This window comes from Flavobacterium alkalisoli (assembly GCF_008000935.1).
Classification (GTDB): Bacteria; Bacteroidota; Bacteroidia; order Flavobacteriales; family Flavobacteriaceae; genus Flavobacterium; species Flavobacterium alkalisoli.
Window position 1 is genome coordinate 1,404,619 of record NZ_CP042831.1, and the last position, 25,772, is coordinate 1,430,390.

At 37.6% G+C, this 25,772-nt stretch carries 21 protein-coding genes and 1 pseudogene; 20 read left to right on the forward strand and 2 right to left on the reverse strand.

Annotated elements, in window-relative coordinates; translation table 11 throughout:
* Nucleotides 1-60 precede the first annotated feature (60 nt).
* Nucleotides 61-984, forward strand: coding sequence for a tRNA epoxyqueuosine(34) reductase QueG (gene queG / locus FUA48_RS06215; RefSeq protein ID WP_147582737.1), 924 nt, complete (start codon nt 61-63; stop codon nt 982-984).
* Nucleotides 985-1,011: 27 nt separating this feature from the next.
* Here the strand turns inward: queG and FUA48_RS06220 are convergent, their stop codons facing one another.
* A complete protein-coding gene (locus tag FUA48_RS06220) occupies nt 1,012-1,674 on the reverse strand; it encodes a hypothetical protein (protein WP_147582738.1) in 663 nt (220 codons plus the stop codon).
* A 131-nt stretch (nt 1,675-1,805) separates the two neighbouring features.
* Between FUA48_RS06220 and FUA48_RS06225 the strand changes: the two genes are divergently transcribed.
* The 17 genes and pseudogenes from FUA48_RS06225 (at nt 1,806) to FUA48_RS06305 (ending at nt 21,568) form a co-directional block, all read left to right on the forward strand.
* Nucleotides 1,806-3,254, forward strand: a complete 1,449-nt coding sequence (locus tag FUA48_RS06225) for a sensor histidine kinase (protein ID WP_147582739.1) — start codon at nt 1,806-1,808, stop codon at nt 3,252-3,254.
* Nucleotides 3,244-3,924: a response regulator transcription factor gene (locus tag FUA48_RS06230; RefSeq protein WP_147582740.1), complete on the forward strand. Its 681-nt coding sequence runs from the start codon at nt 3,244-3,246 to the stop codon at nt 3,922-3,924. Before FUA48_RS06225 ends, FUA48_RS06230 begins: the two co-directional genes overlap by 11 nt.
* Nucleotides 3,925-4,019: 95 nt before the next feature.
* Nucleotides 4,020-6,311, forward strand: a complete 2,292-nt coding sequence (locus FUA48_RS06235) for an NADP-dependent malic enzyme (RefSeq protein ID WP_147582741.1) — start codon at nt 4,020-4,022, stop codon at nt 6,309-6,311.
* A gap of 56 nt (nt 6,312-6,367) precedes the next feature.
* Nucleotides 6,368-6,949: a Holliday junction branch migration protein RuvA gene (ruvA, locus tag FUA48_RS06240; protein WP_147582742.1), complete on the forward strand. Its 582-nt coding sequence runs from the start codon at nt 6,368-6,370 to the stop codon at nt 6,947-6,949.
* A 3-nt stretch (nt 6,950-6,952) separates the two neighbouring features.
* Nucleotides 6,953-14,320 carry a T9SS outer membrane translocon Sov/SprA gene (sov, locus tag FUA48_RS06245; protein WP_147582743.1) on the forward strand — a complete coding sequence of 2,456 codons (7,368 nt, stop codon included), beginning with the start codon at nt 6,953-6,955 and terminating at the stop codon, nt 14,318-14,320.
* A gap of 60 nt (nt 14,321-14,380) precedes the next feature.
* Entirely contained in the window at nt 14,381-14,761 is a 381-nt protein-coding gene (gene gcvH, locus FUA48_RS06250) for a glycine cleavage system protein GcvH (protein ID WP_147582744.1), read from the forward strand.
* Complete coding sequence (locus FUA48_RS06255) at nt 14,751-15,122, forward strand: VanZ family protein (protein ID WP_147582745.1); 372 nt, start codon at nt 14,751-14,753, stop codon at nt 15,120-15,122. The genes gcvH and FUA48_RS06255 overlap by 11 nt, the downstream gene beginning before the upstream one ends.
* A gap of 327 nt (nt 15,123-15,449) precedes the next feature.
* Complete coding sequence (locus FUA48_RS06260) at nt 15,450-15,821, forward strand: hypothetical protein (protein WP_147582746.1); 372 nt, start codon at nt 15,450-15,452, stop codon at nt 15,819-15,821.
* A gap of 9 nt (nt 15,822-15,830) precedes the next feature.
* The gene (locus tag FUA48_RS06265; RefSeq protein ID WP_147582747.1) at nt 15,831-16,325 is read left to right on the forward strand and encodes a hypothetical protein; all 495 of its coding nucleotides are present in this window, start codon (nt 15,831-15,833) and stop codon (nt 16,323-16,325) included.
* A gap of 123 nt (nt 16,326-16,448) precedes the next feature.
* A complete protein-coding gene (cyoE, locus tag FUA48_RS06270; RefSeq protein ID WP_205729448.1) occupies nt 16,449-17,351 on the forward strand; it encodes a heme o synthase in 903 nt (300 codons plus the stop codon).
* A gap of 5 nt (nt 17,352-17,356) precedes the next feature.
* Nucleotides 17,357-17,941, forward strand: coding sequence for a cytochrome c oxidase subunit 3 (locus FUA48_RS06275; RefSeq protein WP_240732551.1), 585 nt, complete (start codon nt 17,357-17,359; stop codon nt 17,939-17,941).
* Nucleotides 17,942-17,988: 47 nt separating this feature from the next.
* Nucleotides 17,989-18,976 (forward strand): annotated as a pseudogene (locus FUA48_RS06280) (cytochrome c oxidase subunit 3).
* Between the two features lie 21 nt (nt 18,977-18,997).
* The gene (locus tag FUA48_RS06285; protein ID WP_147582749.1) at nt 18,998-19,348 is read left to right on the forward strand and encodes a cytochrome C oxidase subunit IV family protein; all 351 of its coding nucleotides are present in this window, start codon (nt 18,998-19,000) and stop codon (nt 19,346-19,348) included.
* A gap of 73 nt (nt 19,349-19,421) precedes the next feature.
* Entirely contained in the window at nt 19,422-20,087 is a 666-nt protein-coding gene (locus tag FUA48_RS06290; protein ID WP_147582750.1) for a hypothetical protein, read from the forward strand.
* Nucleotides 20,088-20,092: 5 nt separating this feature from the next.
* The gene (locus tag FUA48_RS06295; protein ID WP_147582751.1) at nt 20,093-20,722 is read left to right on the forward strand and encodes an SCO family protein; all 630 of its coding nucleotides are present in this window, start codon (nt 20,093-20,095) and stop codon (nt 20,720-20,722) included.
* A gap of 1 nt (nt 20,723) precedes the next feature.
* Nucleotides 20,724-21,317 (forward strand): DUF420 domain-containing protein, encoded by a 594-nt coding sequence (locus FUA48_RS06300; RefSeq protein ID WP_147582752.1) that lies wholly within the window; start codon nt 20,724-20,726, stop codon nt 21,315-21,317.
* Nucleotides 21,318-21,328: 11 nt separating this feature from the next.
* Nucleotides 21,329-21,568, forward strand: coding sequence for a hypothetical protein (locus FUA48_RS06305; protein WP_147582753.1), 240 nt, complete (start codon nt 21,329-21,331; stop codon nt 21,566-21,568).
* Nucleotides 21,569-21,583: 15 nt separating this feature from the next.
* Here the strand turns inward: FUA48_RS06305 and FUA48_RS06310 are convergent, their stop codons facing one another.
* Complete coding sequence (locus FUA48_RS06310; RefSeq protein ID WP_147582754.1) at nt 21,584-22,972, reverse strand: DUF4403 family protein; 1,389 nt, start codon at nt 22,970-22,972, stop codon at nt 21,584-21,586.
* Between the two features lie 139 nt (nt 22,973-23,111).
* Between FUA48_RS06310 and FUA48_RS06315 the strand changes: the two genes are divergently transcribed.
* Together FUA48_RS06315 and FUA48_RS06320 are read left to right on the forward strand one after the other, a co-directional pair.
* Nucleotides 23,112-24,476 (forward strand): TolC family protein, encoded by a 1,365-nt coding sequence (locus FUA48_RS06315; RefSeq protein WP_147582755.1) that lies wholly within the window; start codon nt 23,112-23,114, stop codon nt 24,474-24,476.
* Between the two features lie 4 nt (nt 24,477-24,480).
* Nucleotides 24,481-25,767 carry an efflux RND transporter periplasmic adaptor subunit gene (locus tag FUA48_RS06320; protein ID WP_147582756.1) on the forward strand — a complete coding sequence of 429 codons (1,287 nt, stop codon included), beginning with the start codon at nt 24,481-24,483 and terminating at the stop codon, nt 25,765-25,767.
* Nucleotides 25,768-25,772 lie beyond the last annotated feature (5 nt).

The following is a 25,772-nucleotide window of genomic DNA, read 5'->3' on the forward strand; positions in this document are numbered from 1 at the left end:
TTTATTGTTTAGAGAGTGTCTGCCTTTTGTAACTTTGTCTTTATTAATAAATAAAAGCTTTTGGACAATAGAAAACGATATTCCGACTTTATAAAAGCCGAAGCCAAACGCCTCGGCTTTTTGTCTTGCGGTATATCTAAGGCTGGTTTTCTTGAGGAAGAGGCGCCGCGTTTAGAGAAATGGCTTAAGGAAGGCAGGCATGGGCAGATGCAGTACATGGAAAACTATTTTGATAAGCGTCTTGACCCAACATTACTGGTTGATGATGCGAAGAGTGTAGTTTCGTTACTGTTGAATTATTATCCGGAAGAAAAACAAACCGAAGGCAGTTATAAGATTTCCAAATATGCTTACGGACAGGATTATCACTTTGTGATTAAAGAGAAGCTGAAAGAACTGCTTCATTCCATTCAGCAGGAAATTGGTGAAGTGGGAGGTAGGGCTTTTGTGGATTCTGCTCCGGTGCTAGATAAGGCCTGGGCTGCAAAAAGCGGTTTAGGGTGGATTGGTAAAAACAGTAACCTGCTTAGTAAACAGGTAGGCTCTTTCTTTTTTATAGCTGAACTGATTATTGATTTGGACCTGGAATATGACGGTGTGACTACCGACCATTGCGGGAGCTGTACTGCCTGTATAGATGCATGCCCTACTCAGGCAATTATAGAGCCTTATGTGATAGATGGCAGTAAATGTATTTCTTATTTTACCATAGAGCTTAAGGATAACATTCCTACCGAAATGAGAGGCAAGTTTGACGACTGGGCTTTTGGATGCGATGTTTGTCAGGATGTTTGTCCGTGGAACCGTTTTTCCAAGCCGCACAGGGAGCCCTTGTTTAACCCGCATCCTGATTTACTTTCCCTTACTAAAAAAGACTGGGACGAAATTACCGAAGATACTTTTAGGGCTGTGTTCAAGAACTCGGCTGTTAAGCGTACAAAATTAGAAGGGCTTAAAAGAAATATAAATTTCCTTAAGCCCTGATTAACTACTCAAAATATTAAATTGTATCTAGTTGGTTATAATCGTGAAGTTTTGAGTTTTAGAATCTTCATCTTTAGGTCCGTCAAAAAAGCACATTTCAAAAAGTATGTAATGTTTAATGTTGAATAATTTCCCCCAACTTTCAATGTCCTTACCGCTGCCCTCTACAGCACAGTAATATTTACCGTTGTCTTTTTCATAAGGTAATATATATGCAAAAGCATAAAAAGGTTTGTTTGGCTCGATAGCTACAAGTCTTCCGTAAGTACGCATGCTGTAATCATCTGTAGAAAGGCTCTCATAAGTGTTTTCTAAACTGAATCTTCCAAAATCAAACTGGGTACGCAGTTTTTTTTCAGATTCTTTTCCTGTCATTACAGTTATCTTTAGTGTGTCTTCTGCCTTTTTAAAAAGCATGTGAGAGGTAGTGTTTATTAAAGTATCCGTTTTTTTAATCTCACCATCCCATATTTCTTTAGATACCAGATAATAATCTTTCCCTTTTAAATCCTTTCCTGTAAACTCTACGTTTTCATAACCTATTTTTTGCCAGGACATTAAATCTAAAACTGCTTTATCAGTTTTAACTTTGGGAGATGTCATTTTTATACCGGGCTCATCCTGTGCATTGCATTGTAGGGAACAAAGGGTAAAAATTATAATACTTAGCAATAGTTTTTTTGTTTTCATAATGTAGTTGGTTTTATATTACAAATGTATAGGGCTGTATAAGGCAATGAGGTGAAAGGGGGTTAATTAGCGTTAATTAGCGTTAATAAAAATGGGTGAACCTGTTTTTAAATTCTATTTTTGAGTATCCTATGAAAAAAAATATACGCTTCATTTTTATATTAATGTCAGTTTGTGTGGCAGGAATCACTCTGCTTCAACTGTATTATAGTTATAGCAATTTTACTGTTGCACAATCTGCTTTTAGAGAGGAAACCGAGAAAGCTTTCCGCGAAGCTATTGATAGTGCTCTTGTGGTAAGGAATGAAAATATAGTAAAAGAGTTTAGGGAGTGGTTAATGGATACATCTTATGTTGACATTACCTGCAATTGGGATGAGAACAAGAATATGCCCATGTTTACTGTTAAGGAGTTGCAGCCTGTAGGAGCGAATGGGCAAAATGAGATTAGCATGAACATTCAGGATTTTGACGAAAGGGTTGATGCTATGACACCTGAGGTTAAAGAAAAGTTTGTTGTTGCAATGGAAGGAGTGGTAAGAAACGGGTTAAAAAAAGGAATAGTGTGGTTTTTTACTCAGGGGATTGGTGAAAGGCTTTCCAGGCTTAAAGAGGATGAGCAGATAGATAATAAGGTTATTGAGCAGGAATATAAACTTGCATTGCAAAGAAAAGGAATTGACTTGCCGTTTGTTTTAACGGAAGAAGAGGCCGACGGGTTTGATTTTTGTACGGATATGCATAATATAGGGATAAAGAACCCGGAAGAAAGACAAATAAAAGCTTGTTTTGATAATGCAGAACTTTATCTGCTAAAGCAATTAAAATGGATTATTATAAGTTCATTGTTACTTATTATTATTACTCTGTTTTGTTTTTGGTATACGGCCAGAATATTACTTAGTCAACAAAAGCTAAGCGAACTTAAAGATGATTTTATAAGCAATATGACTCATGAAATACATTCTCCGCTTACATCTGTAATTATAACAGCCGAAGCTCTAAGAGATTTTGAAATGACTAAAGAGGAACGGGATAATTATATTGATATCATTTTACATCAGTCAATTAAGCTTGCCGGGCTTACTGATGATATATTGACTGGTACAAAAATAGACAGGAAAGGGATAGCGATTGAAGATGTTATCTCGCTAAATAGTATTGTACAGGAAGTAGTTGTTGATTATCGGGATAAGATTAAGTTAGAATATACTGATAATGATATTGTTTTTAAAGCAAACAAAAAGCATCTTACAGCAGCACTGTTTAATTTAATTGAAAACGCTGTAAAATATAATACAGAAAATAATCCGGTAGTTATAATTGATAGTGGTATTGAAGGTAAAGAGGTTGTTATTAAAGTGGGAGATAACGGCCCTGGTATACCAGATGAACATAAAAAGAAGATTTTTGATGAATTTTATCGTATGCCAACCGGTAATGTGCATAATGTTAAGGGTTATGGATTGGGGCTTAGTTATGTGAAAAAAGTAGTGAAGGCACATAATGGGAGCGTAAGTGTACAGGATAATTTTCCTCAGGGAAGTGTGTTTGTAATAAGGATTCCGTATGAAATATAAAATTCTGTTAGCTGAAGATGAACCTTTTTTAGGTAAGGTTATAAAAGAAAGCCTGGAAAAGAATGGTTATGAAGTACTGCTTGCTTCTAATGGTAAAGAGGCTTGGGGTCTTTTTAATGAACAGGAATTTTCAATATGTATACTGGATGTTATGATGCCGTATAAAGATGGCTTTACACTGGCAGCTCAAATAAGGGAATTCAGTAAGAATATCCCCTTAATGTTTCTTACCGCAAAATCAGATATTAAGGATGTAGCACAAGGATATGCGAGTGGCGGTAATGATTATTTAAGAAAACCCTTTAGTCTGGAAGAACTTTTTTTAAGGGTTGCCGAATTGCTTAAAAGAAGTAAAGAGGAAAAATCATCGACGGATGAATTGAGGATAGGGGAGTATGTTTTTTATCCAAAGCGACAGGAACTTATAGGTGGCCGGGCTCAAATAGTAAAACTTTCTTATAAAGAATCGAGGCTTTTGGAATTACTATTACAAAACAAAAATCAGGTATTAGAAAGAAAACTTGCGCTTATGAGGCTTTGGGGCGATGATAATTTTTTTAATACCCGAAATATGGATGTTTACATAACTAAGTTAAGGAAAAAACTTCAGGAAGATACGTCGGTAGAGATTGTAAACGTGCGCGGTTTCGGCTATAAGCTCATCTGTTAGCAGGGAGATTAATTAAATGAAAAGAATAGCGTTAAAAGTTTCACAATTTCGGTCATAGGTTTACCTTTGTAAGTTCTGTAATAAAAGTAAATAGAATGAACAAGTATAGTAAACGAAGAGAAGCGCTTTTATACCACGCAAAACCCCATCCGGGGAAAATACAGGTTGTACCTACAAAAAAATATGCAACACAAAGAGATTTGTCGTTAGCTTATTCGCCTGGGGTGGCAGAGCCTTGTCTTGAAATAGCTAAAGATGTAAACAACGTTTATAAATATACTGCAAAAGGTAACCTGGTTGCCGTAATTTCTAACGGTACCGCCGTTTTAGGCTTGGGGGATATAGGTCCTGAGGCTTCAAAACCGGTAATGGAGGGTAAAGGCCTTTTGTTTAAGATTTTTGCCGATATAGATGTTTTTGATATTGAGGTTGGTACTAAAGATGTAGAAAAGTTTATAGAAACGGTAAAAAATATAGCCCCAACTTTTGGAGGTATAAATCTTGAGGATATTAAGGCTCCAGAGTCTTTTGAAATTGAAAGAAGACTAGTAGAAGAACTTAATATTCCTGTAATGCACGATGACCAGCACGGTACAGCCATAATATCTTCGGCTGCACTTTTAAACGCGCTGGAACTTGCCGAAAAAAATATAGAAGAAGTTAAGGTAGTGGTTTCGGGTGCCGGATCTGCGGCGTTAGCATGTGCTAACCTTTACCTGCTTTTAGGGGTAAAGGCCGAAAATATCACCATGTTTGATAAAGATGGTATGCTTGTAAAAAGCCGTACCGATTTGTTAGATATGCAGCTTAAATATGCTAAGGATGCTGAGCCTGTTACTTTAGCCGAAGCGGTGAAAGGAAGCGATGTTTTCTTAGGGCTTTCGGTAGGTAATGTACTTACACCGGAAATGCTTCTTACAATGAATAATGATCCTATAGTTTTTGCTATGGCAAATCCGATACCGGAAATAGATTATGACCTTGCTATTGCTACCCGTGAGGATATCATTATGGCGACAGGTAGGTCAGACCATCCTAACCAGGTAAACAACGTACTTGGTTTCCCTTATATCTTTAGGGGAGCAATGGATGTTAGGGCTACAAAAATTAACGAAGCTATGAAAATGGCTGCTGTTAAGGCGTTGGCAGAGCTTGCTAAAGCTCCGGTGCCTGAGCAGGTTAATATTGCTTATGGTGAGACCAAGCTTAACTTTGGCCGTGATTATATTATCCCTAAACCATTTGATCCAAGACTTATTGCGGTAGTACCTCCTGCTGTTGCTCAGGCAGCAATGGAGTCGGGTGTTGCAGAAAATCCGATTTCCGATTGGGATAAGTACGTTGAGGAACTTTTAGACAGGTTGGGTAACGATAACAAAATGGTTAGATTACTTACCAACAGGGCTAAAACAGATCCGAAACGAATTGTATTTGCTGAGGCAGACCATCTTGATGTGCTTAAAGCAGCACAGATAGTGATGGAAGAAAAAATAGGTATTCCTATCCTGTTAGGTAACAGCGAGATTATCAACGAGCTTAAGGAGGAAATTGGTTTTGATGCTCAGGTAACTATAATAGATCCTAAAACTGATGATGAGGAAGAAAGAAGGGATCGTTATGCTAATGTGTTTTGGGAAACAAGACGCAGGAGAGGTGTTAGCTTACTGGATGCCCAAAAATGGATGAGGGAGCGTAACTACTTTGCAGCCATGATGGTTAACGAGGGAGACGCCGATGCAATGGTTACAGGATATTCAAGAAGTTATCCTGCAACGGTTAAGCCAATTATGCAGCTTATAGGTAAGGCGCCAAGTGTAACCAAGATTGCTACAACAAATATGATGCTTACCAAAAGAGGGCCTATTTTCCTTTCCGATACGGCTATAAATCCTAATCCAACGGCTGAAGAGCTTGCTAAGATTGCAATTATGACAGCAAGAACAGTAAGAATGTTTGGTATGGAGCCGGTACTGGCAATGGTGTCGTTCTCAAATTTTGGATCGTCGCCAGATCCCGAAGCTGTAAAAGTAAGGCAGGCAGTAGATATCCTTCACGAGGATTACCCGGATTTGATAGTTGACGGAGAAATTCAGGCAGATTTTGCTCTAAATCCTGAAATGCTTAAAGATAAGTTCCCGTTTTCTAAAATTGCGGGAAAAAAAGTAAATACATTAATTTTCCCTAACTTGGATGCAGCTAATATTACATACAAGTTGTTAAAAGAACTTAATAAGGTTGTTTCTATCGGGCCAATTATGCTTGGAATGAATAAGCCAGTTCACGTATTTCAGTTAGGTGCCAGCGTAGAGGAGATGGTTAATATGGCTGCGGTTGCGGTTGTTGATGCCCAGGAAAAGGAAAAACGTTTAAAAATGGCAAAAAATTAATATATAGCTAATCGTTAGAGAAATTTATTATTTTTGGAAACGGATAAAAAATTGTTATGATAGCACATCTTCAGGGAAGACTTGTAGAAAAGACACCAACCGAGGTAGTTATAGACTGCAACGGGGTTGGGTATCAGGTTAATATTTCCCTGCACACCTTTTCTCTTTTGCCCGATTCGGAAAATATTAAACTTTATACTTTTTTACAGATAAAGGAGGATGCACATACGCTTTTCGGTTTTATGGAAAAAGCCGAAAGGGAGTTGTTTAAGTTTCTTATTTCTGTTTCAGGGGTAGGGGCAGGTACGGCACGTACTATGCTTTCATCATTGGAGCCAAAACAAATAATACAGGCCATTGCTTCGGGCGATGTTGTCACCATACAGTCTATAAAAGGTATTGGTGTAAAAACAGCCCAAAGGGTAATACTTGATCTTAAGGACAAAGTGTTAAAAGTGTATGATTTGGAGGAAGTTTCAGTTTCGGGCTACAATACAAACAAAGATGAAGCGTTATCTGCGTTAGAGGTCTTAGGATTTAATAAAAAGGCCGCAGAAAAAGTTGTAGAGAAAATTGTTAGGGAGAATCCGGGTGTGACTGTTGAAACAATTATCAAACAAGCATTAAAAAACTTATAGTCCTTGAAAACAGAATACTCTAAAGATTTTTATATAAAGTTAAAACTGGCTGTTTCGGTATTGTTTTTATTTTTCAGCGTTACCGCGCAGGCTCAGGAAGATGAAGAAGATAACGAAAAGCAGGATACGCTTACCGGTTATAGTACCGGGAGGGTAGAGCTTGATAATCCTAAGAGTATAGTAGAGGCCTATACCTATGATCCTGTAACCGACAGATACATATACACAGAAGATTTTGAAGGGTTTAATATTACTTACCCTATAATACTTACACCGGAAGAGTATAATGAACTTGTACTTCGCGAATCCATGCGTGAGTATTATCAGCAAAAGTCTAAGGCGCTTGACGGTAAAGGTACCGAGGAGGAGCAGAAGGACCTCTTGCCAAGATATTATGTAAACTCCAAGTTTTTTGAAACTGTTTTTGGTGGTAATACCATAGATATTAAACCGCAGGGTTCGGTAGAGCTTGATTTGGGTGTAAGATATACCAAACAGGATAACCCGTCTCTGTCTCCGCGTAACCGCAAAACCTTTACTTTTGATTTTGATCAGCGTATAAGCATGAGCCTTCAGGGTAAAGTAGGTACAAGGCTTGGTGTTACGGCTAACTATGATACCGAATCTACTTTTGCTTTTCAAAACCTTATTAAATTAGAGTATACGCCTGATGAGGATGATATTATCCAGAAAATAGAAGTAGGTAATGTTAGCTTCCCGCTATCCAACTCATTGGTTAGGGGTGCGCAAAGTCTTTTTGGTGTTAAGGCTATGTTCCAGTTTGGAAAAACCAGTATAACAGGTATCTATTCTGAACAGAAATCACAAACAAAAACGATAACAGCACAGGGAGGTGACCTTATACAGGATTTTAATTTCTTCGCTTTAGAATATGATAGCGATAAGCACTTCTTCCTTTCTCAGTGGTTTAGAAATAACTATGACAGATCGTTAGAACAGTATCCTTTAATTACAAGCCGTGTTCAGATTACCCGTGTGGAAGTTTGGGTTACAAACAGGCAAAACAGGATAAATGCTCAGGAAAATAACTCAAGAAACTTAATTGCGATACAGGATTTAGGTGAGTCACAACTAACAAGTACTTATGACGGATCTGATATTACAGATCAGGCTGTAGGTTTTGCAGATGTGGTTAATCCCGGGCAATTCTTCCTTCAACCGGTTAACTCTTATCCGGATAACGGAAACAACGGTTTAGACCCTGCATTGGTAGGTAATGGTAGTTTGTATTTAGATCCTAATATTCGCGAGATTGTTACTTTAAGCAACAATAGTTTTACAAACGGACTTAATGCAAACGAGGGGCGTGACTATGCTAAATTGGAAAATGCAAGAAAACTTACTTCAAACGAGTTTACTTTTCATCCGCAGTTAGGTTACATTTCCCTTAATCAAAAACTTAATAATGACGAAGTACTTGCTGTTGCTTTCCAGTATACGGTAGGTAGTGATGTGTATCAGGTAGGTGAATTTGCAACAGACAGTGCAGATGCCACTACAGTTACAGAATCAGGTAATCCTGGCGAGCAGCCTGCTGTAAGTACAAAGAGTCTTATATTAAAACTACTTAAGAGTAGTTTGGTAAATGTAAACGAGCCAACATGGGATTTGATGATGAAAAACATTTATCAGATTCCGGGTGGTTATCAGTTAACTCAGGAAGATTTCAGGTTTAATATCCTTTATACCGACCCTTCTCCATTAAACTACATCACCCCTGCAACTGATGCAGGAGGCAACGTGATTGATCCGTTTCCTGTTGATGAGGAAGTAGCGGAAACACCGCTTTTAAGAGTGTTTAATTTAGACAGGCTTAGTTATGCTAACGACCCGCAACCGGGTGGTGACGGTTTCTTTGACTTTTACCCCGGTATTACCATAGATCCGCAAAACGGGCGACTTATATTTACTACGGTTGAGCCTTTCGGTAGGCACCTTTTTGAAAAATTAAGGCTTGAAAATACCGAGAATTATAGTGAGACAGGAGGAACTTCTTCTTTTAATGCCAACCAGCAGAAATATGTATTCCGAAGAATGTATAACAGTACTCAGGCTGATGCATTACAGGAAGCCGAAAAGAATAAATTCCAATTAAGGGGTAAATTCAAATCCAGCGGTGGTGGGGGTATTCCTTTAGGGGCATTTAATGTTCCTCAGGGATCTGTAGTTGTAACTGCAGGTGGTAGGGTACTTGTTGAAGGTGTAGATTATACCGTAAACTATCAGTTGGGTAGGGTAGATATCTTAGATCCTTCGCTGCTTAACTCAAACCAACAGATAGAAGTGTCATTAGAAAACAATGCTGTTTTTGGTCAGCAAACACGTCGTTTTGCAGGTTTCTATCTTGAGCACAAGTTTACCGATAAGTTCCTTGTTGGTGCTTCGATGTTAAATATGGCAGAAAGGCCATTTACTACAAAATCAAATTACGGACAGGAGTCTGTTAACAATACTATTTTCGGTTTAAATACTACTTATTCTACAGAGGTGCCTTTCTTTACCCGTTTGGTAAATAAACTTCCTAACGTAGATACTGATGTGCCGTCTAATTTATCGGTAAGGGCAGAAATCGCTTACCTTCAGCCGGGAGCATCAAAGGCAGACCAGTTTAATAGTGAGCCTACAACTTATGTAGACGATTTTGAAGGGTCGCAAACTACTATAGATATGCGTTCGCCGCAGGCGTGGTCGCTTTCAAGTGCTCCTCTTACGGTATTTCCGGGTAATGCGCCTCCTGTAGACGATCTGTCTTATGGTTATCAAAGAGGTAAGCTGGCATGGTATACCATAGATCCTACCTTCTTTACTAATCAGCGTCCGACAAGTATCAATGATGACGATTTGTCTTCTAACAGAACAAGACGTGTTTATTATAATGAGCTTTATCCGGTGACCGATGTAGCTCCGGGACAAACTACGGTAGTAAATACGTTAGACTTAAGTTACTTTCCTCAGGAAAGGGGGCCTTATAACTACAACCCTGCAGCTGCTGCAACAGACAGTTTTACCGAACTGCAGGCAGAAGATAACTGGGCAGGTATTATGAGGGCGATAACCTCTACCAACTTTGAGCAGAATAACGTAGAATATATTCAGTTTTGGATAATGGATCCTTATTCAGGGCATGACGGAGATTTTGCTGATCCGGATAATACAGGTTTCCTTGAGATTAACTTAGGGGAAATATCTGAAGATATATTAAAAGATAACAGAAAGCAATACGAAAACGGACTTCCGGGTGTGGGTAGTACTCAACCTACTTTTACATCTAACTGGAGTAAGGTGCCGGTGTCGCAATCGCTTATTTATGCGTTTGATACCGATACGGCTAACAGGGCTTTACAGGATGTGGGTCTGGATGGTTTAACGGATGCGGAAGAAGCTGCAAAATATGCTGCACAGGGGTATGGAGGATATGCCGACCCTGCAGCTGATAATTACCAGTTTTTCCTTGATGCTGACGGCGACGTTATTAACAGATATAAAAATTACAATGGGGTTGAAGGAAACTCTCCGGTAGATGTAACAAACAATACCAGAGGTTCTACAACAATGCCTGATACCGAGGATATCAACAGGGATAATACAATGAATACCATTGATGCTTATTACAGGTATAGAATTCCTATTGAGCCTAACGTTCAGCCAGGTCAGGGCTATGTGGTAGATGCAAGGCCATTTACGGTTGATGTGCCGGGTAATAATGGTACAAATGCAGAAACTACAGCAACTGGTAGGTGGCTACAATATAAAATACCTGTTTTGGTTCCTGATGATACAGATGAGGAATATGCTGTAGGAGGTATATCGAGTACACGTTCCATCCGTTTTATGAGGATGTTTGTTACTGGGTTTAAAAGAGAAATAACACTTCGTTTTGGTGCTCTTGACCTTGTTAGGGGAGAGTGGAGAAGATATACTGGACAATTTGATAAGACTACCGATCCTGATGGTAACCCTGCCGATCCGGGTACAGGTTTTGACGTAGTTTCGTTAAGTGTTCAGGAAAACGGGCAGCGTACACCAATTCCTTATGTGTCGCCTCCGGGTGTAATAAGGGAGCAGCTTTATACTAATAATGCTGTTATCAATCAAAATGAGCAGGCACTGTCTTTAAGAGTATATTCCAATCAGGGGGCAGGAACCGATGACGGTTTAGAGCCTGGTGATTCGCGTGCAGTATTCAAGAACGTGAACGTGGATATGCGTCAGTTCAAAAAAATAAGAATGTTCCTTCATGCGGAGCCACTTACTCTTGATGGTGCTAATCCTGAGTCGGGAGCTGTGCAAAATGGCGAAATGAAGGCTTTCATTAGGTTCGGTAATGACTTTACCGATAACTATTACCAGATTGAGACTGTCTTAGATTTGACAGCTTTAGGAGCAGTTTTGCCGGAAGATGTATGGCTGGAGCAAAATGAGATAAACCTGCCTTTGGAGATATTAACACAGGTGAAGATTTTAGCCTATCAGGGAGCATTACCAATTGACGATGAAGGGGCAAGCTATGCAGATGTTAGTACACTGGATGCATCGTTGGGAGACAGGATGACCGTAAGGATTAAAGGTAACCCTAACTTTGGTTTGGTAAGGACTTTAATGGTGGGTATTAAAAACGGATATGATGTTGGAGAGCCGGGAGCAAGAAAATTGAGAGGAGAAGTTTGGTTTAATGAGCTTCGCCTTTCGGATATGGATAGTAAAGGAGGTATGGCCGGTTTGGCAAATATGGATACCAACTTTGCTGATTTTGCAACACTTTCTGCAACGGGTAGGGTAAGTACTGTAGGTTTTGGTTCGATAGAACAGGGGCCAAACGAGCGTAGCAGGGAAGATGCCAAACAGTATAACATTGTAACCAATGTTAATGTTGGTAAGCTTTTACCTAAAAAATGGGGTATTAACCTGCCATTTAACTACGGTGTGGGAGAAGAAATTATTACTCCGGAGTACGACCCATACCAGCAGGATGTTAAGTTGGATCAGATGATTGATCTGGCAGAGACACAGGAGGAAAAAGACAATATACGAAACAGGGCTATTGACTATACAAAAACTAAGAGTATTAACTTTATAGGGGTTAAAAAAGAAAGGTCTCCGGAACAGAAACCGCATATTTATGATCCTGAAAATATAACATTATCTTATTCTTATAACCAGATAGATCATCATGATTATGAGATTGAAAACATGCTTGATCAAAGGGTGAGAACTTCGGCAGACTATAATTATTCTTTCAGCGCTAAACCTGTTGAGCCTTTTGCTAAAAACAAGATGATGAGCAAAAGCAGATATTGGAAAATATTACAGGATTTCAATTTTAATTATGTTCCGTCAAACATATCTTTCAGTACTAACATATTAAGGCAGTTTAACAGGCAGGAGTTCAGGAACGTGGATGTTGAAGGTATTCCTATTAATCCGTTGTACAGAAGAAACTATTTCTTTGACTATCAGTATGGTTTTAATTATATTCTTTCTAAAGGACTTAAATTTAATTATAGAGCAGCAACAAGTAATATTGTAAGAAACTATCTTGATGAAGATGGCGCGCCTATAGATGAGCTAACTGTTTGGGATGGTTTCTGGGATCCGGGTACTGCTAATACCCATATGCAGCAGTTAACCATGAACTACGATATTCCTATTAATAAGATACCAACGTTTTCTTTTATTAAGTCGACTTATACCTATACGTCTAATTTCAACTGGCAGCGTTCTAACGATGCATTACGTTATTATACTCCTCCTGATGAGAATATAACGTATGACTTAGGTAATACCATTCAAAACTCCAGTGAGCATAAGCTGAACACCGTTTTTGCTATGGATGATTTTTATAAGTATATAGGTTTAACCAAGAAAAAGCCTGCCAAGAATGCTAAGCCTCAGGCGCCAAAACCGGGTCAGAAAATCACCAGTAACGAGAAACCTGCCAGTGATGGTAATATGTTTGTAAACGGGCTTATAGGTGTTGTGACAAGTGTGAAAAATATTGGTGTTGACTATAGGCAAAATGAAGGTACATTGTTACCGGGTTATACGCAGGGTATTGGTTTCTTTGGAACAAGTAAGCCGGGTATTGATTATATATTTGGAGGGCAGGGTAATATTGCTGCTCAAATGGGTGCAGATGGTAACCTTACCACTTATAGGGATTATAACCAAAACTTTACCAGGACAAGAACAGAGGTGCTTAGAATGACAGCTGCTATCAGTCTTTTCCCTGATTTGAATATAGACCTTAATGCCGACCGATCTTATTCAAGAAACAGTTCTGAACAGTATTTTGTAGATCAAACTAGCGGAAGTCCTGTATACACACCTGAATCGCCATATAATATGGGTAATATGCAGATGACTACTATCCTTATTAAAACGGCATTTAGCAGGAGTGATGTAAACGGATCGGAAGCATTTGACCAAATGCGTGAAAACAGGCTTATAATAGCCAACAGGCTTGCTGAAGATTTTTATGGTTCAGCAGGTATTCCAAGATATAATGTGCCGGGTGAAGACATTAACGCCGGAAGTGATTACAGTGCGGCTAATGCCGGTTATCCTGTAGGCTTTGGTAAAAATACTCAGGCAGTATTATTGCCGTCGTTCCTTTCAGCTTATTCAGGTAAAGATGCGGCAGATATTAAAACCAGTCCGTTTAGGGATGTTCCGCTGCCAAACTGGATTGTTAAATATACAGGGTTAATGCGTTATAAATATTTTAAAGAAAGGTTTAAGCGTTTCTCATTACAGCATGGCTATATTGCCAGGTATAATATTAACTCTTACCGTACTAATTTAGATTATGCAAATACGCCTGTTGATGCTAATGGTGATTTTGCTAACCAGATTATTATATCTAATGTTAACCTTAGTGAGCAGTTTAATCCTCTTATCCGTATTGATATGGAGATGAAAAACTCTATTAAAATACTTGCCGAGATTAAAAAAGACCGTACGCTTAACATGAGTTTTGATAACAGTTTGCTTACAGAGGTTAGGGGTAATGAATATACCTTAGGTTTAGGTTACCGTATTAAGGATGTAACCATAACTTCGAGCCTTGCAGATAATCCTACGAATGTTATTAAGAGTGATATAAACCTTAAGGGAGACTTTACTTTAAGAAAGAATGAGACGATAGTGCGTTATCTTGATTATGATAACAATCAGCTTGGTGGTGGGCAAAATATATGGTCGTTTAAGTTTACTGCCGATTATTCTTTCAGCAAAAACCTTACGGCAATATTCTATTATGACCATTCATTCTCTAAGGCGGTAATATCTACAGCTTATCCGTTAACAAACATACGTTCAGGATTTACGCTTAGGTATAATTTTGGAAATTAATAAAAAAACATTTTATAATTATTTTTATAAGGCATACATTTGCTAAAAATATAAACGAACATGAATATTCCGGCAAATTTAAAGTACACAAAAGACCACGAGTGGGTTAAAATAGAAGGTGACGTAGCTACTGTAGGTATTACAGATTTTGCTCAAAAAGAACTTGGTGATATTGTTTATGTAGAAGTTGAGACCCTAGACCAGACTCTTGATAAAGATGAAGTTTTTGGTACAGTTGAAGCTGTTAAAACAGTATCTGACCTGTTTTTACCTTTATCAGGTGAAATTGTTGAGTTTAATGAAGCTCTTGAAACGGCTCCTGAAACAGTAAATACTGATGCTTATGGCGACGGTTGGATGATTAAAGTAAAAATCGCTAACATGGACGAGGTAAGTGAACTGCTGGATAGCGAACAATATAAAGAGTTAATTGGCGCATAATAAAGCTCTTTGGGGTGCGGTTTTGTGGATGTTGCTTATTGCAGTATTCTGCCTTATTACTGCTAATACTTTTAGTAGTTTTGAAAGATTTCCGATACCTTATAAAGACAAGATAGTTCATTTTACTTTTTATTTTGTGCTGGTGCTTTTATGGAATATTTCTTTAAAGCATCTTAACAATAAGAGGAAATTAAGGCTTTACGTTTTTCTTGGTGCTGTTTTTTACGGAGTGCTTATAGAAATATTTCAAAAGTTTTTTACTCTTACAAGAAGTTTTGACTTTTCTGATATAGCTGCTAATACATTGGGTGCATTTTTAGGGACTCTTGTAATATGGCAACTAAATAGAAATAAAGAATAATTATAATCCCGCTAAAGCGGGATTATTTGTTTTAATACCTTATGTATTTTCCGGTTTAAGAAATAAAAAAAAGCCTTCCGTTATAGAAGGCCTTCTTTTTTCATAGCAAATTTTCCCAATTTTCCTTTTCATACAGACTGTGAGAAACTGTTCAGTCGTATATCTATATAGATGCATGTTTATATGAAAAGGTTGCGTTGGGTATGAAAAAAAATAGGTATTTTGTTCTTTTTAACATTTTGCTGTGTAAATGTTTAATTAATTTGATTTTTTTTAACGTTAATTTTTTTTGGTTAGATTTAAGTATCTAACTAAAAAATTATTAATATGAAGAAAATTCATTTAAAGCTGTCGTTACTTTTAATGACAGGTGTCTTAATGGGGGGGGCAGCTATGCTAACTTCCTGTGAAAAAGAAGAATCTGTAGCTTATGCAGAAGATGCTGCAGATGTATCTTTAGAATTAAAAGCATTTAGAGAAGCTATTTTGGTTTCTGCAAAATTACCACATGATTTTTCTTTGAGTAAAGAAGAGTCAATAAACCGTAACGTAAGCTTACTTATTGATGAAGCCCGCGCTCTTATTTATGCTACTGGTATTTCGCAAACGGAATTAGACAAACTGTGTTCTAATGATGCAGATATTGTGAAATATGCAATGGATATTTATTTAAAAGAAAGTCAAAAACAATTTAATTAGGTAATACTTATGAAAAAGATATTTTTAACATTGCTTCTGCTTTTGAGTTTAATAGGTTATGCTCAAAAACCAATCTACATACAGAACATGACAAGTATTTCGGCGAGTATTTATATTGAGGCTACCGGAAGTCAGATGCCAGGTTGTGCTACTAAAGTTAGTACTACCTTAACTCTTTTGGCTGGTACTTCAGTTTCTTTAAACAGTTTTAATAGTGCGCCTTCTAATATGTGGCAGCTAGGTGGTACTACATATACAAATGCACAGGCTACAGGTATGTATGGACTGGCGCAATGGGAATATGTTAGATATGATCCTTTAAAATGTGCATGTGGAGCTTTTGTGTCTGATAATAATGTATGTTATACATTTACTAATGGTAATGGTTATTATAATTATGCTCCATGTAGTCAATGTATATCTCAATGTAACGATGCTCCATGTCAAACTTATGCTTCTTGGGTAGATATGGGGTCATATATATCAGTTGTTTTTCATAATTAGCGTATAAATTTTTCAATTGATAAGTTAAAAGTCCTGAGTTATTAATACTCAGGACTTTTTTTTTGATGTTTATTGGTTTTTCAAGTATCTTTGCGCCAGTTTTTGATAACAATGAAAATTACTTTGGACGCTTCAGAAAAAACAGTTTCAGTTAAGACCTTATTTGCAGACTTTACAGCAATTACTAAGGCGAGGCTCGCAATAAGTGTAGTTTTTTCTTCTATGGCAGGATATTTATTAGGTGTTTCTGATGAGTATCCGTTTAGTTGGGTTACTTTTATGTTGCTTGGTATAGGTGGTTACTGTATGGTAGGCGCTTCTAATGTTTTTAACCAGATTATAGAAAAAGATCTGGACTCCCTTATGGACAGGACTAAAAACAGGCCTGTTCCATCCGGAAAGATTTCAGTAAAAAATGCTTTTTATGTAGGTTGTGCCTTAACGGTTGCGGGTATAGCTATTTTGTATAGCATTAATCCAAAAACAGCAATGTTTGGAGCTATATCAATTTTTCTTTATACCAGTATTTACACTCCGTTAAAAACCAAAACCCCGCTTGCAGTTTTTGTTGGTGCTTTTCCCGGTGCCATACCGTTCATGTTAGGATGGGTTGCTGCAACAAATAATTTTGGAATTGAGGCGGGTACACTTTTTATGATTCAGTTCTTTTGGCAGTTCCCTCACTTTTGGGCTATTGGCTGGTTTTTGTATGACGATTATAAAAAGGCAGGTTTCTTTATGTTGCCTACCCGTAAAAAAGATAAGAAGACGGCTTTATATACCATACTTTATACAATTTGGCTAATACTGGCTTCGCTGCTTCCGGTAACAGGATTGACAGGCGAGCTTAAATTAAGTTATGTGTCTGCTGTTGTTGTGTTGCTGGTAGGTATATGGATGCTGGTTTATGCTGTTAAGCTTTATAATAAAATGGATGGGCCTGCTGCCCGAAAACTAATGTTGGTTAGTGTATCATATATTTCGCTTTTACAGGTTATATATGTACTAGATAAATTTATCCGATAATGATTATGGTAGAGAAAATGTCACTTCAGGAGCATGAGCTAAGAAATGCTAGGTCTAAAAAAATGCTTCTTTGGTTTGCAATGATAAGCATGTTTATGACTTTTGCCGGTTTAACCAGTGCTTATGTGGTTAGTGCTTCAAGGCCGGATTGGCTAAATACATTTAAACTTCCGGATGCGTTTATAATAAGCACTGTTGTTATAGTGATAAGCAGCTTTACTTTTCATTTTGCTAAAACCTTTGTAAAAAAAGGTGATAATAAAACTGCCGGGATGTTATTGCTGGCTACACTGGCGCTGGGCGTTGCCTTTGTTTTTTGCCAGTTTAACGGTTTTCAGGAAATAATAGAAAGCGGGTATTTTTTTACCGGAAGTGAGAGTACGGTGACTACCTCTTTTGTTTATATAGTTACTATAGTGCATTTAGTTCACCTTTTTGCGGGGCTTATTGTGCTTTTAGTGGTAATTTATAATCATTTTAAACAAAAATACAATCCCTCTCAAACCCTTGGTATAGAGTTAGGTGCGATGTTTTGGCACTTTTTGGATATTTTGTGGATTTACTTGTTTTTGTTTTTATATTTCTATTAATGAAAAAAAATGTAAATTTGGAAACTTTTTATAATTAACTAACTTTTATGGCAGCGACAGTTACTTCAACAGCTACTACAGGTAAGACATGGGACGGCGGTAATGAGCCTATGGGTGCGAGTTATGGCAAGATGATGATGTGGTTTTTCATCGTATCAGATGCTTTAACTTTCTCAGGATTCCTTGCGGCGTACGGTTTTTCAAGATTTAAATTTATTGAAACATGGCCAATAGCCGACGAAGTGTTTAATCACTTCCCTTTTATGCACGGTGTTGATGCGCCGATGTACTATGTGGCATTCATGACATTTATCCTAATTTTCTCTTCAGTAACTATGGTGCTGGCAGTTGATGCAGGTCATCAAATGAAAAAGACTAAAGTTGCTGTTTACATGCTTCTTACAATTGTAGGTGGTTTTATATTCCTTGGTTCTCAGGCTTGGGAGTGGAAAAACTTCATTAAAGGTGAGTACGGAGCTATAGAGACTAAAGGTGGTGCTATACTTCAGTTTGTAACTAAAGTAGAAGACGGTAGCTATGAAAGAGTTAAGCTTGCTGATTTTGCGGCTCATTTAGAAACAGACAGAGTTAACAATACCAGAAGCAATGGTATTTGGTTTGAAGAGTCGTCTGATTTACCATCTGTTAGTTTAGATGAAGTTGTTAAAGGTTTTGAAGCTCATCCTGAAATTTTAGTGAGAACTGAAATGATTAAGGATAAACATAAAACTGTACTTTCAAGAGAGGAGTCTTTAGTAAGAATGAAAGACGCTCAAATTGTGGTTGAAGGTGCTAACCTGGAAAGAAACGAATACGGTCATAAACTTTTTGCTGATTTCTTCTTCTTTATTACAGGTTTCCCACGGTTTCCACGTATTCTCTGGGGTAATGATTAATGTTCTTATCTTCCTTAATGTTATTTTAGGTACTTATGAGAAGAGAAGAAGTTATGAGATGGTTGAGAAAGTAGGTCTTTACTGGCACTTTGTAGACTTAGTTTGGGTGTTTGTATTTACATTCTTCTATCTTGTTTAATAGTAAAAAAGTATAATTATCATGGCACATACTCACGAATCTAATACAAAAAGAATTTGGTTTGTTTTTGGTTTACTGTCTGTAATCACTGTTGTAGAGGTTGCATTAGGTATTGCAAAACCGGATTTCTTATATAAAACAGACCTTTTCAATATGCATTTATTGAACTGGATATTTATAATACTAACTGTAGCAAAAGCTTATTATATCATGTGGGCCTTCATGCACCTTGAAGGAGAGAAGGCGAACCTAAGATGGTCTATTGTAGCCCCACTGGTATTTTTAATTATCTATTTAGTGTTCATCTTACTTATAGAAGGTAATTATGTATTTGATGTGTTCAAGGGATCTCAATATAAATGGATCTTCTAATACACATATTAACTATAAAAAAGGCGGTTTTTCAACCGCCTTTTTTTAATTTTGTACCCGGAAACTTCCTGATATGAAAAAAAAGATTGTCCTTATAAGTCTGCTTATACTTCCTATTACTGCCTACATTTATTTTTCAATGGTTAAGCATAATTCACTTTATTTATCTGTACTGGTAAAAAATGTGGATGAGCTTCCCGCGGGAACATCATTAAGCGGTGAGCCTGTTTTACTTGAAAACAAAATTTCGATTGTTGGCTTTCCGGGGAGTGATATACTTAAAAGAAAAGAAAGCCTTTTTAATCTTAACCAGAAAATTGCAAACAAGTACGAAGAGTTTGATGATTTTCAAATGGTAATGCTTGTTCCTAAAGGCAGCGATGAGCAGGTTGAAAAGGTAATAAGTGACCTGAAGGTTATGAGCGATCTTTCTAAATGGAAATTTTTGTTTGCAGATCCGGAACAGATAGCATCATTTCATAGCTCATTACAAACAGCTCAGCCCCTTGATGCCGATTTAGGTTCATTTTATGTTTATATCATAGATAAAAAAAGAGACCTTAGGGGACGTAATGGTGAAGGTAAGAAAGGAAAAGGCAAGGATATGATAGACGGATACAATACTTTTTCGGCTTCCGAGCTTCATAATGAAATGACCGATGATGTAAAAATCCTTTTAAGAGAATATAGGCTTGCCCTAAAGAGAAATGAGGGTAAAGGAGTGAAGAGAAAAATCTAATTACAATGAAAAATAAATATTCATATATAGGTATATCATTTATAGTCCTGGTTTTTGGTATATGGGCCGTAAAAGAAATAGGCAACCGTTTTAAAAGGTCAGATTTGTTTGAGGTTGGTCCGGTGCCGTCTTTTGAACTTACAGATCAGGACAACAAAAAGATTACCGATAAGGATTATAAGGGCAAGGTATATGTTGTTGAGTTCTTCTTCTCTACCTGCCCTACCATTTGTCCTGTTATGAATCAGAATATGCTTAAACTGCAGGATAAGTTTTATGGTAATCCAGAGTTTGGTATTGCTTCTATAACTATTAATCCGGAATATGATACTACTGAGGTTTTAAAAAAACATGCCGAAGCATTAGGGGTAAAACATTACAATTGGCATTTTTTAACCGGAGACAGAGACTATATTTATAATCTGGCCAATACAGGTTTTAATGTTTATGCAGGCCAAAACAAGAATGCACCGGGTGGATTTGAACATTCGGGGCTTTTTGCACTTGTGGATAAGGAAGGTAATATCCGTTGCAGGAAAGACCAATACGGTAATCCTATAATGTATTATGACGGGACTGCAGAAACTGGTGTAAAAGAGATTAAAGAGGATATTGAAAAATTATTAGAAGAATAATATGGAGACAGTAACATCAGAAAGCATTGAGAAGAAATACAGGGTTTGGATTATTGTCCTGTCTGTTGCCATTCCGGTGGTTGTAGCAATCCTTTTTGGGATTAAGCTTAAAGATTTAGGTTTTGATGTAGAGCCTCTTTATTTTTTACCTCCTATATATGCGGGAATCAATGGGCTTACGGCAGTAGTTTTAATTACGGCGGTTATGGCGGTAAGAAGAGGTAAGCTGAAACTTCATGAAAATCTTATGAAGTTTGCTATTACCCTTTCATGCCTGTTTCTGGCTATGTATGTGGCTTATCATATGACGGCTGATTCTACAGTATTTGGTGACTTTAACCATAATGGTGTGCTGGAACTTTCAGAACAGAATAAGGTTGGTTTTTCAAGATACATTTACCTGTTCATATTACTGTTTCATATTGCGCTTTCCATAATAATAATACCATTGGTATTGCTTACTTATGTAAGGGCGCTTTCAAAGAGTTTTTACAGACATAAAAAGTTAGCGCGCATTACTTACCCGTTATGGCTTTATGTAGCTGTTACAGGAGTTATAGTGTATCTTATGATATCGCCTTATTATAACTACTAAAAAGATGTTTGATGAGTAAGAGAGTTATAAATTTCGGGATTGTGTTTTTTGCTCTGCTGCTGTCAGTGCAGGCAAATGCACAGTGTGCTATGTGCAGGGCATCGCTCGAGAGCAGTGACGGAGGAATTAAGCCGGAAGCAGTGAATGACGGAATTGTATACTTAATGATTTTTCCGTACCTGTTGGTTGGTCTTGTAGGTTATGCGGTTTACCGGTTAAGAAAAAAGAAAACAACAAATACTACAGAATAATATAAAAATAGACGGCTACTTAAGGCCGTCTATTTTTATATCCATCTTACCCGAAGTTTTTATAAAGGCTATTATGGCATTGTCGGTGAGTTCGATCTTGTCGAACTCAAAATCATTTAAGTTGCCGTTTACAAATATTCCTGTCATAGGGGAGTAGTTGTTTAGGTAAGGACTAAGGCTCTTTTTACCCTCTTCCAGATTTTCTGTTATACTATAACGGCAGTTTTCCTGTATTTTTCTTAGTACTGTACCTTCTGCAAGCCAGTTGGCGGTTTTCATTAGTACGCTTTTTGTGTCGAGTACATAATCCAGCTTGTCAAAATAAATTTCTTTTGTAGTGGCATTGTAGCTAGGGTACCCTGACAGGTAAACAGTACCGTTAATACTGCCCGACATATTAAGGGCTATTATCATTTTGCCATCCTTATGCCAAAGGTCAACTTTATTTACAAGGACTTTTCTGCTGCCGGAACCAAATTCCTGTCCCTGAAAGTTCTTGGTCATTATTTTTGAGGCATTCTCATAGGTAGATATACCGGCAACCACTACATTAATCTTATCCGGCATTTTGCTTACTGCCTTTAGTACTACATTATCCTTTTTAAAAGTGCTTACGGGTTTTTGACCTATTATGGTTTGCATGGTACATTTAAGCCCCATGTCCATTGTAATTTGTTTTTTTGATAATACGGCATCGGTTACATATAACTCAACGGGAGTAAGCATAAACCATGCTTCATACTGTTCGTTAGATAGGAATGGAGTGCTTATTTTTTGAAGCGCATCCAATACCTGTGGTTTAAAATCGGTAGTATTGGCAATGGCATCATCCAGCATCTGTTCTATTTTCGATTTAAACAGTTTTACCGCAGGGTTTATAAGATAGGTAATGGCTACTTTTTGTCCTGCGATTGTAGTGGTGGGGCTTTCCTGCCATTTAAGGCTTTCCAGTGTTGTAACTGTTGATAGTTTCCAGTTCTTAAGGCCTACTTTGCTGTCGAGGGTTACAATGGCATTTAGGTCAAAATCCCTTACATCTTTAAGTGATACACCCAGTGCTGTTGTGCCGTATTTTACCTTTGCGCTTATTTTTATGGGTAAGATAGATTGTAGTCTGCCTTTTTGTTCGGTAAACTTAATAGGGGCGGTTTTCCATATTTTAAGGGTTATGTCATCATCATTTATGTTGTTGTCTTCATAAATAAGTCCGGTAAAGAATTTGTTTAGCTGGTTTTCTATATCGCTAACCGATATGGTTACCGGCATGTTTACAAACGAAGTAGTTGTTTGGTAAACAGCAGGAGTGTTTGTAGAGGGTTCGGGTTTTAAGGCTTCAATACGCTTAGCGGTGGAACATCCCGACAATATAATTACCAATGTGCTTAAGGCAAACAACTTTTTCATGGTTTGTTGAAAATTTTAGCGCAAAATTAATGCTAAAATTGTAACTTTTTACGTTCTTAATCGACTAAAACTATAGTGAATAAGGTTATTTTCTTTGCAGAAAATAAATACCTTTGTAAAACCCGTATTATTTACGCCGATGAAAACCAACTTTAGAACAGCCTTATTATTAATCCTATTGTTTTCAGCCTTAACTTCTAAAGCTCAGGAGAAAAAGTGGACTTTAGAAGAGTGTGTAAATTATGCACTTCAGCATAACATATCCATCAGGGAGGCTGAGCTGGATGCCCAGCTTGCCGAAGTGAATAAGAGTGATGCTTACGGGAATTTTTTACCTAACGTAAATGCCAATGCAAGCCATTTTTGGAATATAGGTTTAACACAAAGTATTACCGGAATCTTAGAGCAGCAAACTACGCAGTTTACCAATGCAGGATTGAGTGCGGGGGTAGATTTGTATAAAGGGCTTCAAAATCAAAAGCAATACCGCAGGCAAAAAATGGCTCTTGTAGCGAGCCAGTACCAGTTGGTTAAAATGCAGGAAGATGTGTCACTTAATGTTGCTAATGCTTTTTTAGAGGTGCTTTTTAATAAAGAGAACCTTAAAGTGCAAAAGGAACAGCTGCAGGTAGACCTTGATCAGGCAGAGCGTACTGAAGACCTGGTTGATGGTGGCATGGTGCCAAGAGGTGATCTTTTAGATATTCAGGCAACCGTAGCTGCCGACAGGCAAAAGGTTATTCAGTCGGAAAACCAGTTGTTGATTTCCAAGCTAAGCCTTGCGCAGTTACTACAGCTTGAGGAGTTCTGGAAATTTGATATTGCCGATGAGGAATATGATTTGGGCGAGCCCGAGGTGATGCTTAATACTCCAATGGAGGTTTATAACAAGGCAAGAGACCTTCGTACAGAGATAAAAATCGCTAAAGCTAATCTTGAAATCGCTGAACAGGATGTGAAAATTGCAAGAGCCGCTTACCAGCCTACACTTACCGGTTTTTATAATTTGAACACCAGGGTAACCTATGCCGATTATTCTTCTTTTGAAAACGGTCAGGTGGTAAGTATTACGCCTCCGCCATTTTGGAATCAGTTTTGGGATAACAAAGGTCACTCTTTCGGATTTCAGTTAAACATCCCTATATTTAATGGGTTTGCTACGAGAAACAATTTAAGAAAATCTAAAATAGCATTAGAGAGATCTAAAATAGCTTACGAAAGACAGGAACTGGACCTTCAGCGTAATGTATATACTGCCTATACTGATGTACAGGGGGCACAAAAAGCTTATGAAGCGGCTGTTTCAGCGGCAGAGGCAAGATCACAGGCCTTAGAATATGCCAAGGAGCGTTATGAGGTAGGACTTATAAATATTTTCGACCTAAACCAGGCACAAACACTTTCGGTTAATGCACAAAGCGAAGTGCTTAGGGCTAAATATGATTATATCTTTAAAATTAAAATATTAGATTTCTATTTCGGGATACCAATTACTCAAAACTAAAACTATGTCTAAAAAAACGCTATATTATTTATTAGGAGGAATTGTTTTTATTGTCGGGCTGCTTGTTGTGCTTAAAAAATCGGGTACGATAGGTAATAACGATGAAGGTAAAGAGGTTGAAACCGAAAAAGTAAGCCAGATAACACTTACCGAAACAGTTTCGGCTACCGGAAAAGTACAACCTGAAATAGAAGTTAAAATATCATCGGAAGTATCGGGAGAAATTATTGAGCTTCCTATAAAAGAGGGTCAACCTATTAAAAAAGGTGACTTGCTGGTAAGGATTAATCCTGACTTATATGAGTCCGGAGTTAGCAGAAGCGCTGCGGCACTTTCTACAGCTAAGGCTGGGTTGAGCCAGGCAGAAGCACAGCTTAAGGAAGCTAAAGCAAACTACGACAGGAATCAGGCACTATTTAATAAAGGTGTAATCTCTAAGTCGGAGTGGGATAAGATTGTTTCTGCTTATGAGGTAGCTGTTGCCAGCAAGCAATCGGCCTATTTTAATGTACAGAGTGCAGGTGCTACTGTAAGTGAGGCGCGTGATAACCTTAACAGGACAACCATTTATTCTCCGGTTGACGGTACAATCTCTAAGCTGGACGCCGAACTGGGAGAGCGAGTTGTGGGTACACAGCAAATGGCCGGTACCGAAATTTTAAGGGTGGCCAACCTTAACAATATGGAGGTAGAGGTTGATGTTAATGAAAATGATATTGTAAAAGTTGAAATAGGTGACGAGGCCAAAATAGAAGTTGATGCTTACCTTAAAAGAGAATTTAAAGGTGTAGTGACAAGTATATCAAATTCGGCAAGCAGTGAGCTTACGGCCGATCAGGTTACTAATTTCAAAGTTAAGGTAAGGATACTTAAAGAGTCGTATGAAGATATGACTAAAGGTAAGCCGTCTAACTACTCGCCATTTAGGCCGGGAATGACTGCTACAGTTGAAATTATTACTGAACGCAAAGAAAATATAATGGCAGTGCCTATTAGTGCGGTGGTAATTAAAACAGATACAACTTCTGCTAAAAAAGATGTTCTTGAAGAGTTGGAGCGTAAAGAGAAGGAACAAAAAACAGGAAAGCTGGATGAGCGTTTTGAATGTGTATTTGTGAATGAAGGAGGTAAAGCAGTTTTAAGGCCTATTACAACAGGTATACAGGATGATACTAATATAGAGGTGGTAAAAGGTCTTAAAAAAGGAGAGGAAGTTATTACTGGGCCTTATACATTGGTGTCTAAAGAACTTAACCCGGGAGACAAAGTAAAATCAAAACCTAAAAAATAATATCA

Excerpts from the sequence above, each read along its gene's own strand:
- FUA48_RS06290 (WP_147582750.1), top strand. The coding sequence starts at position 19,422 with ATGAAAAAAAAGATTGTCCTTATAAGTCTGCTTATACTTCCTATTACT.
- FUA48_RS06235 (WP_147582741.1), top strand. The coding sequence starts at position 4,020 with ATGAACAAGTATAGTAAACGAAGAGAAGCGCTTTTATACCACGCAAAA.
- FUA48_RS06295 (WP_147582751.1), top strand. The coding sequence starts at position 20,093 with ATGAAAAATAAATATTCATATATAGGTATATCATTTATAGTCCTGGTT.
- FUA48_RS06320 (WP_147582756.1), top strand. The coding sequence starts at position 24,481 with ATGTCTAAAAAAACGCTATATTATTTATTAGGAGGAATTGTTTTTATT.
- FUA48_RS06220 (WP_147582738.1), bottom strand. The coding sequence starts at position 1,674 with ATGAAAACAAAAAAACTATTGCTAAGTATTATAATTTTTACCCTTTGT.
- FUA48_RS06265 (WP_147582747.1), top strand. The coding sequence starts at position 15,831 with ATGAAAAAGATATTTTTAACATTGCTTCTGCTTTTGAGTTTAATAGGT.
- ruvA (WP_147582742.1), top strand. The coding sequence starts at position 6,368 with ATGATAGCACATCTTCAGGGAAGACTTGTAGAAAAGACACCAACCGAG.
- FUA48_RS06315 (WP_147582755.1), top strand. The coding sequence starts at position 23,112 with ATGAAAACCAACTTTAGAACAGCCTTATTATTAATCCTATTGTTTTCA.
- FUA48_RS06260 (WP_147582746.1), top strand. The coding sequence starts at position 15,450 with ATGAAGAAAATTCATTTAAAGCTGTCGTTACTTTTAATGACAGGTGTC.
- gcvH (WP_147582744.1), top strand. The coding sequence starts at position 14,381 with ATGAATATTCCGGCAAATTTAAAGTACACAAAAGACCACGAGTGGGTT.
- FUA48_RS06300 (WP_147582752.1), top strand. The coding sequence starts at position 20,724 with ATGGAGACAGTAACATCAGAAAGCATTGAGAAGAAATACAGGGTTTGG.
- FUA48_RS06225 (WP_147582739.1), top strand. The coding sequence starts at position 1,806 with ATGAAAAAAAATATACGCTTCATTTTTATATTAATGTCAGTTTGTGTG.
- FUA48_RS06285 (WP_147582749.1), top strand. The coding sequence starts at position 18,998 with ATGGCACATACTCACGAATCTAATACAAAAAGAATTTGGTTTGTTTTT.
- FUA48_RS06230 (WP_147582740.1), top strand. The coding sequence starts at position 3,244 with ATGAAATATAAAATTCTGTTAGCTGAAGATGAACCTTTTTTAGGTAAG.
- FUA48_RS06275 (WP_240732551.1), top strand. The coding sequence starts at position 17,357 with ATGGTAGAGAAAATGTCACTTCAGGAGCATGAGCTAAGAAATGCTAGG.
- FUA48_RS06310 (WP_147582754.1), bottom strand. The coding sequence starts at position 22,972 with ATGAAAAAGTTGTTTGCCTTAAGCACATTGGTAATTATATTGTCGGGA.
- FUA48_RS06305 (WP_147582753.1), top strand. The coding sequence starts at position 21,329 with ATGAGTAAGAGAGTTATAAATTTCGGGATTGTGTTTTTTGCTCTGCTG.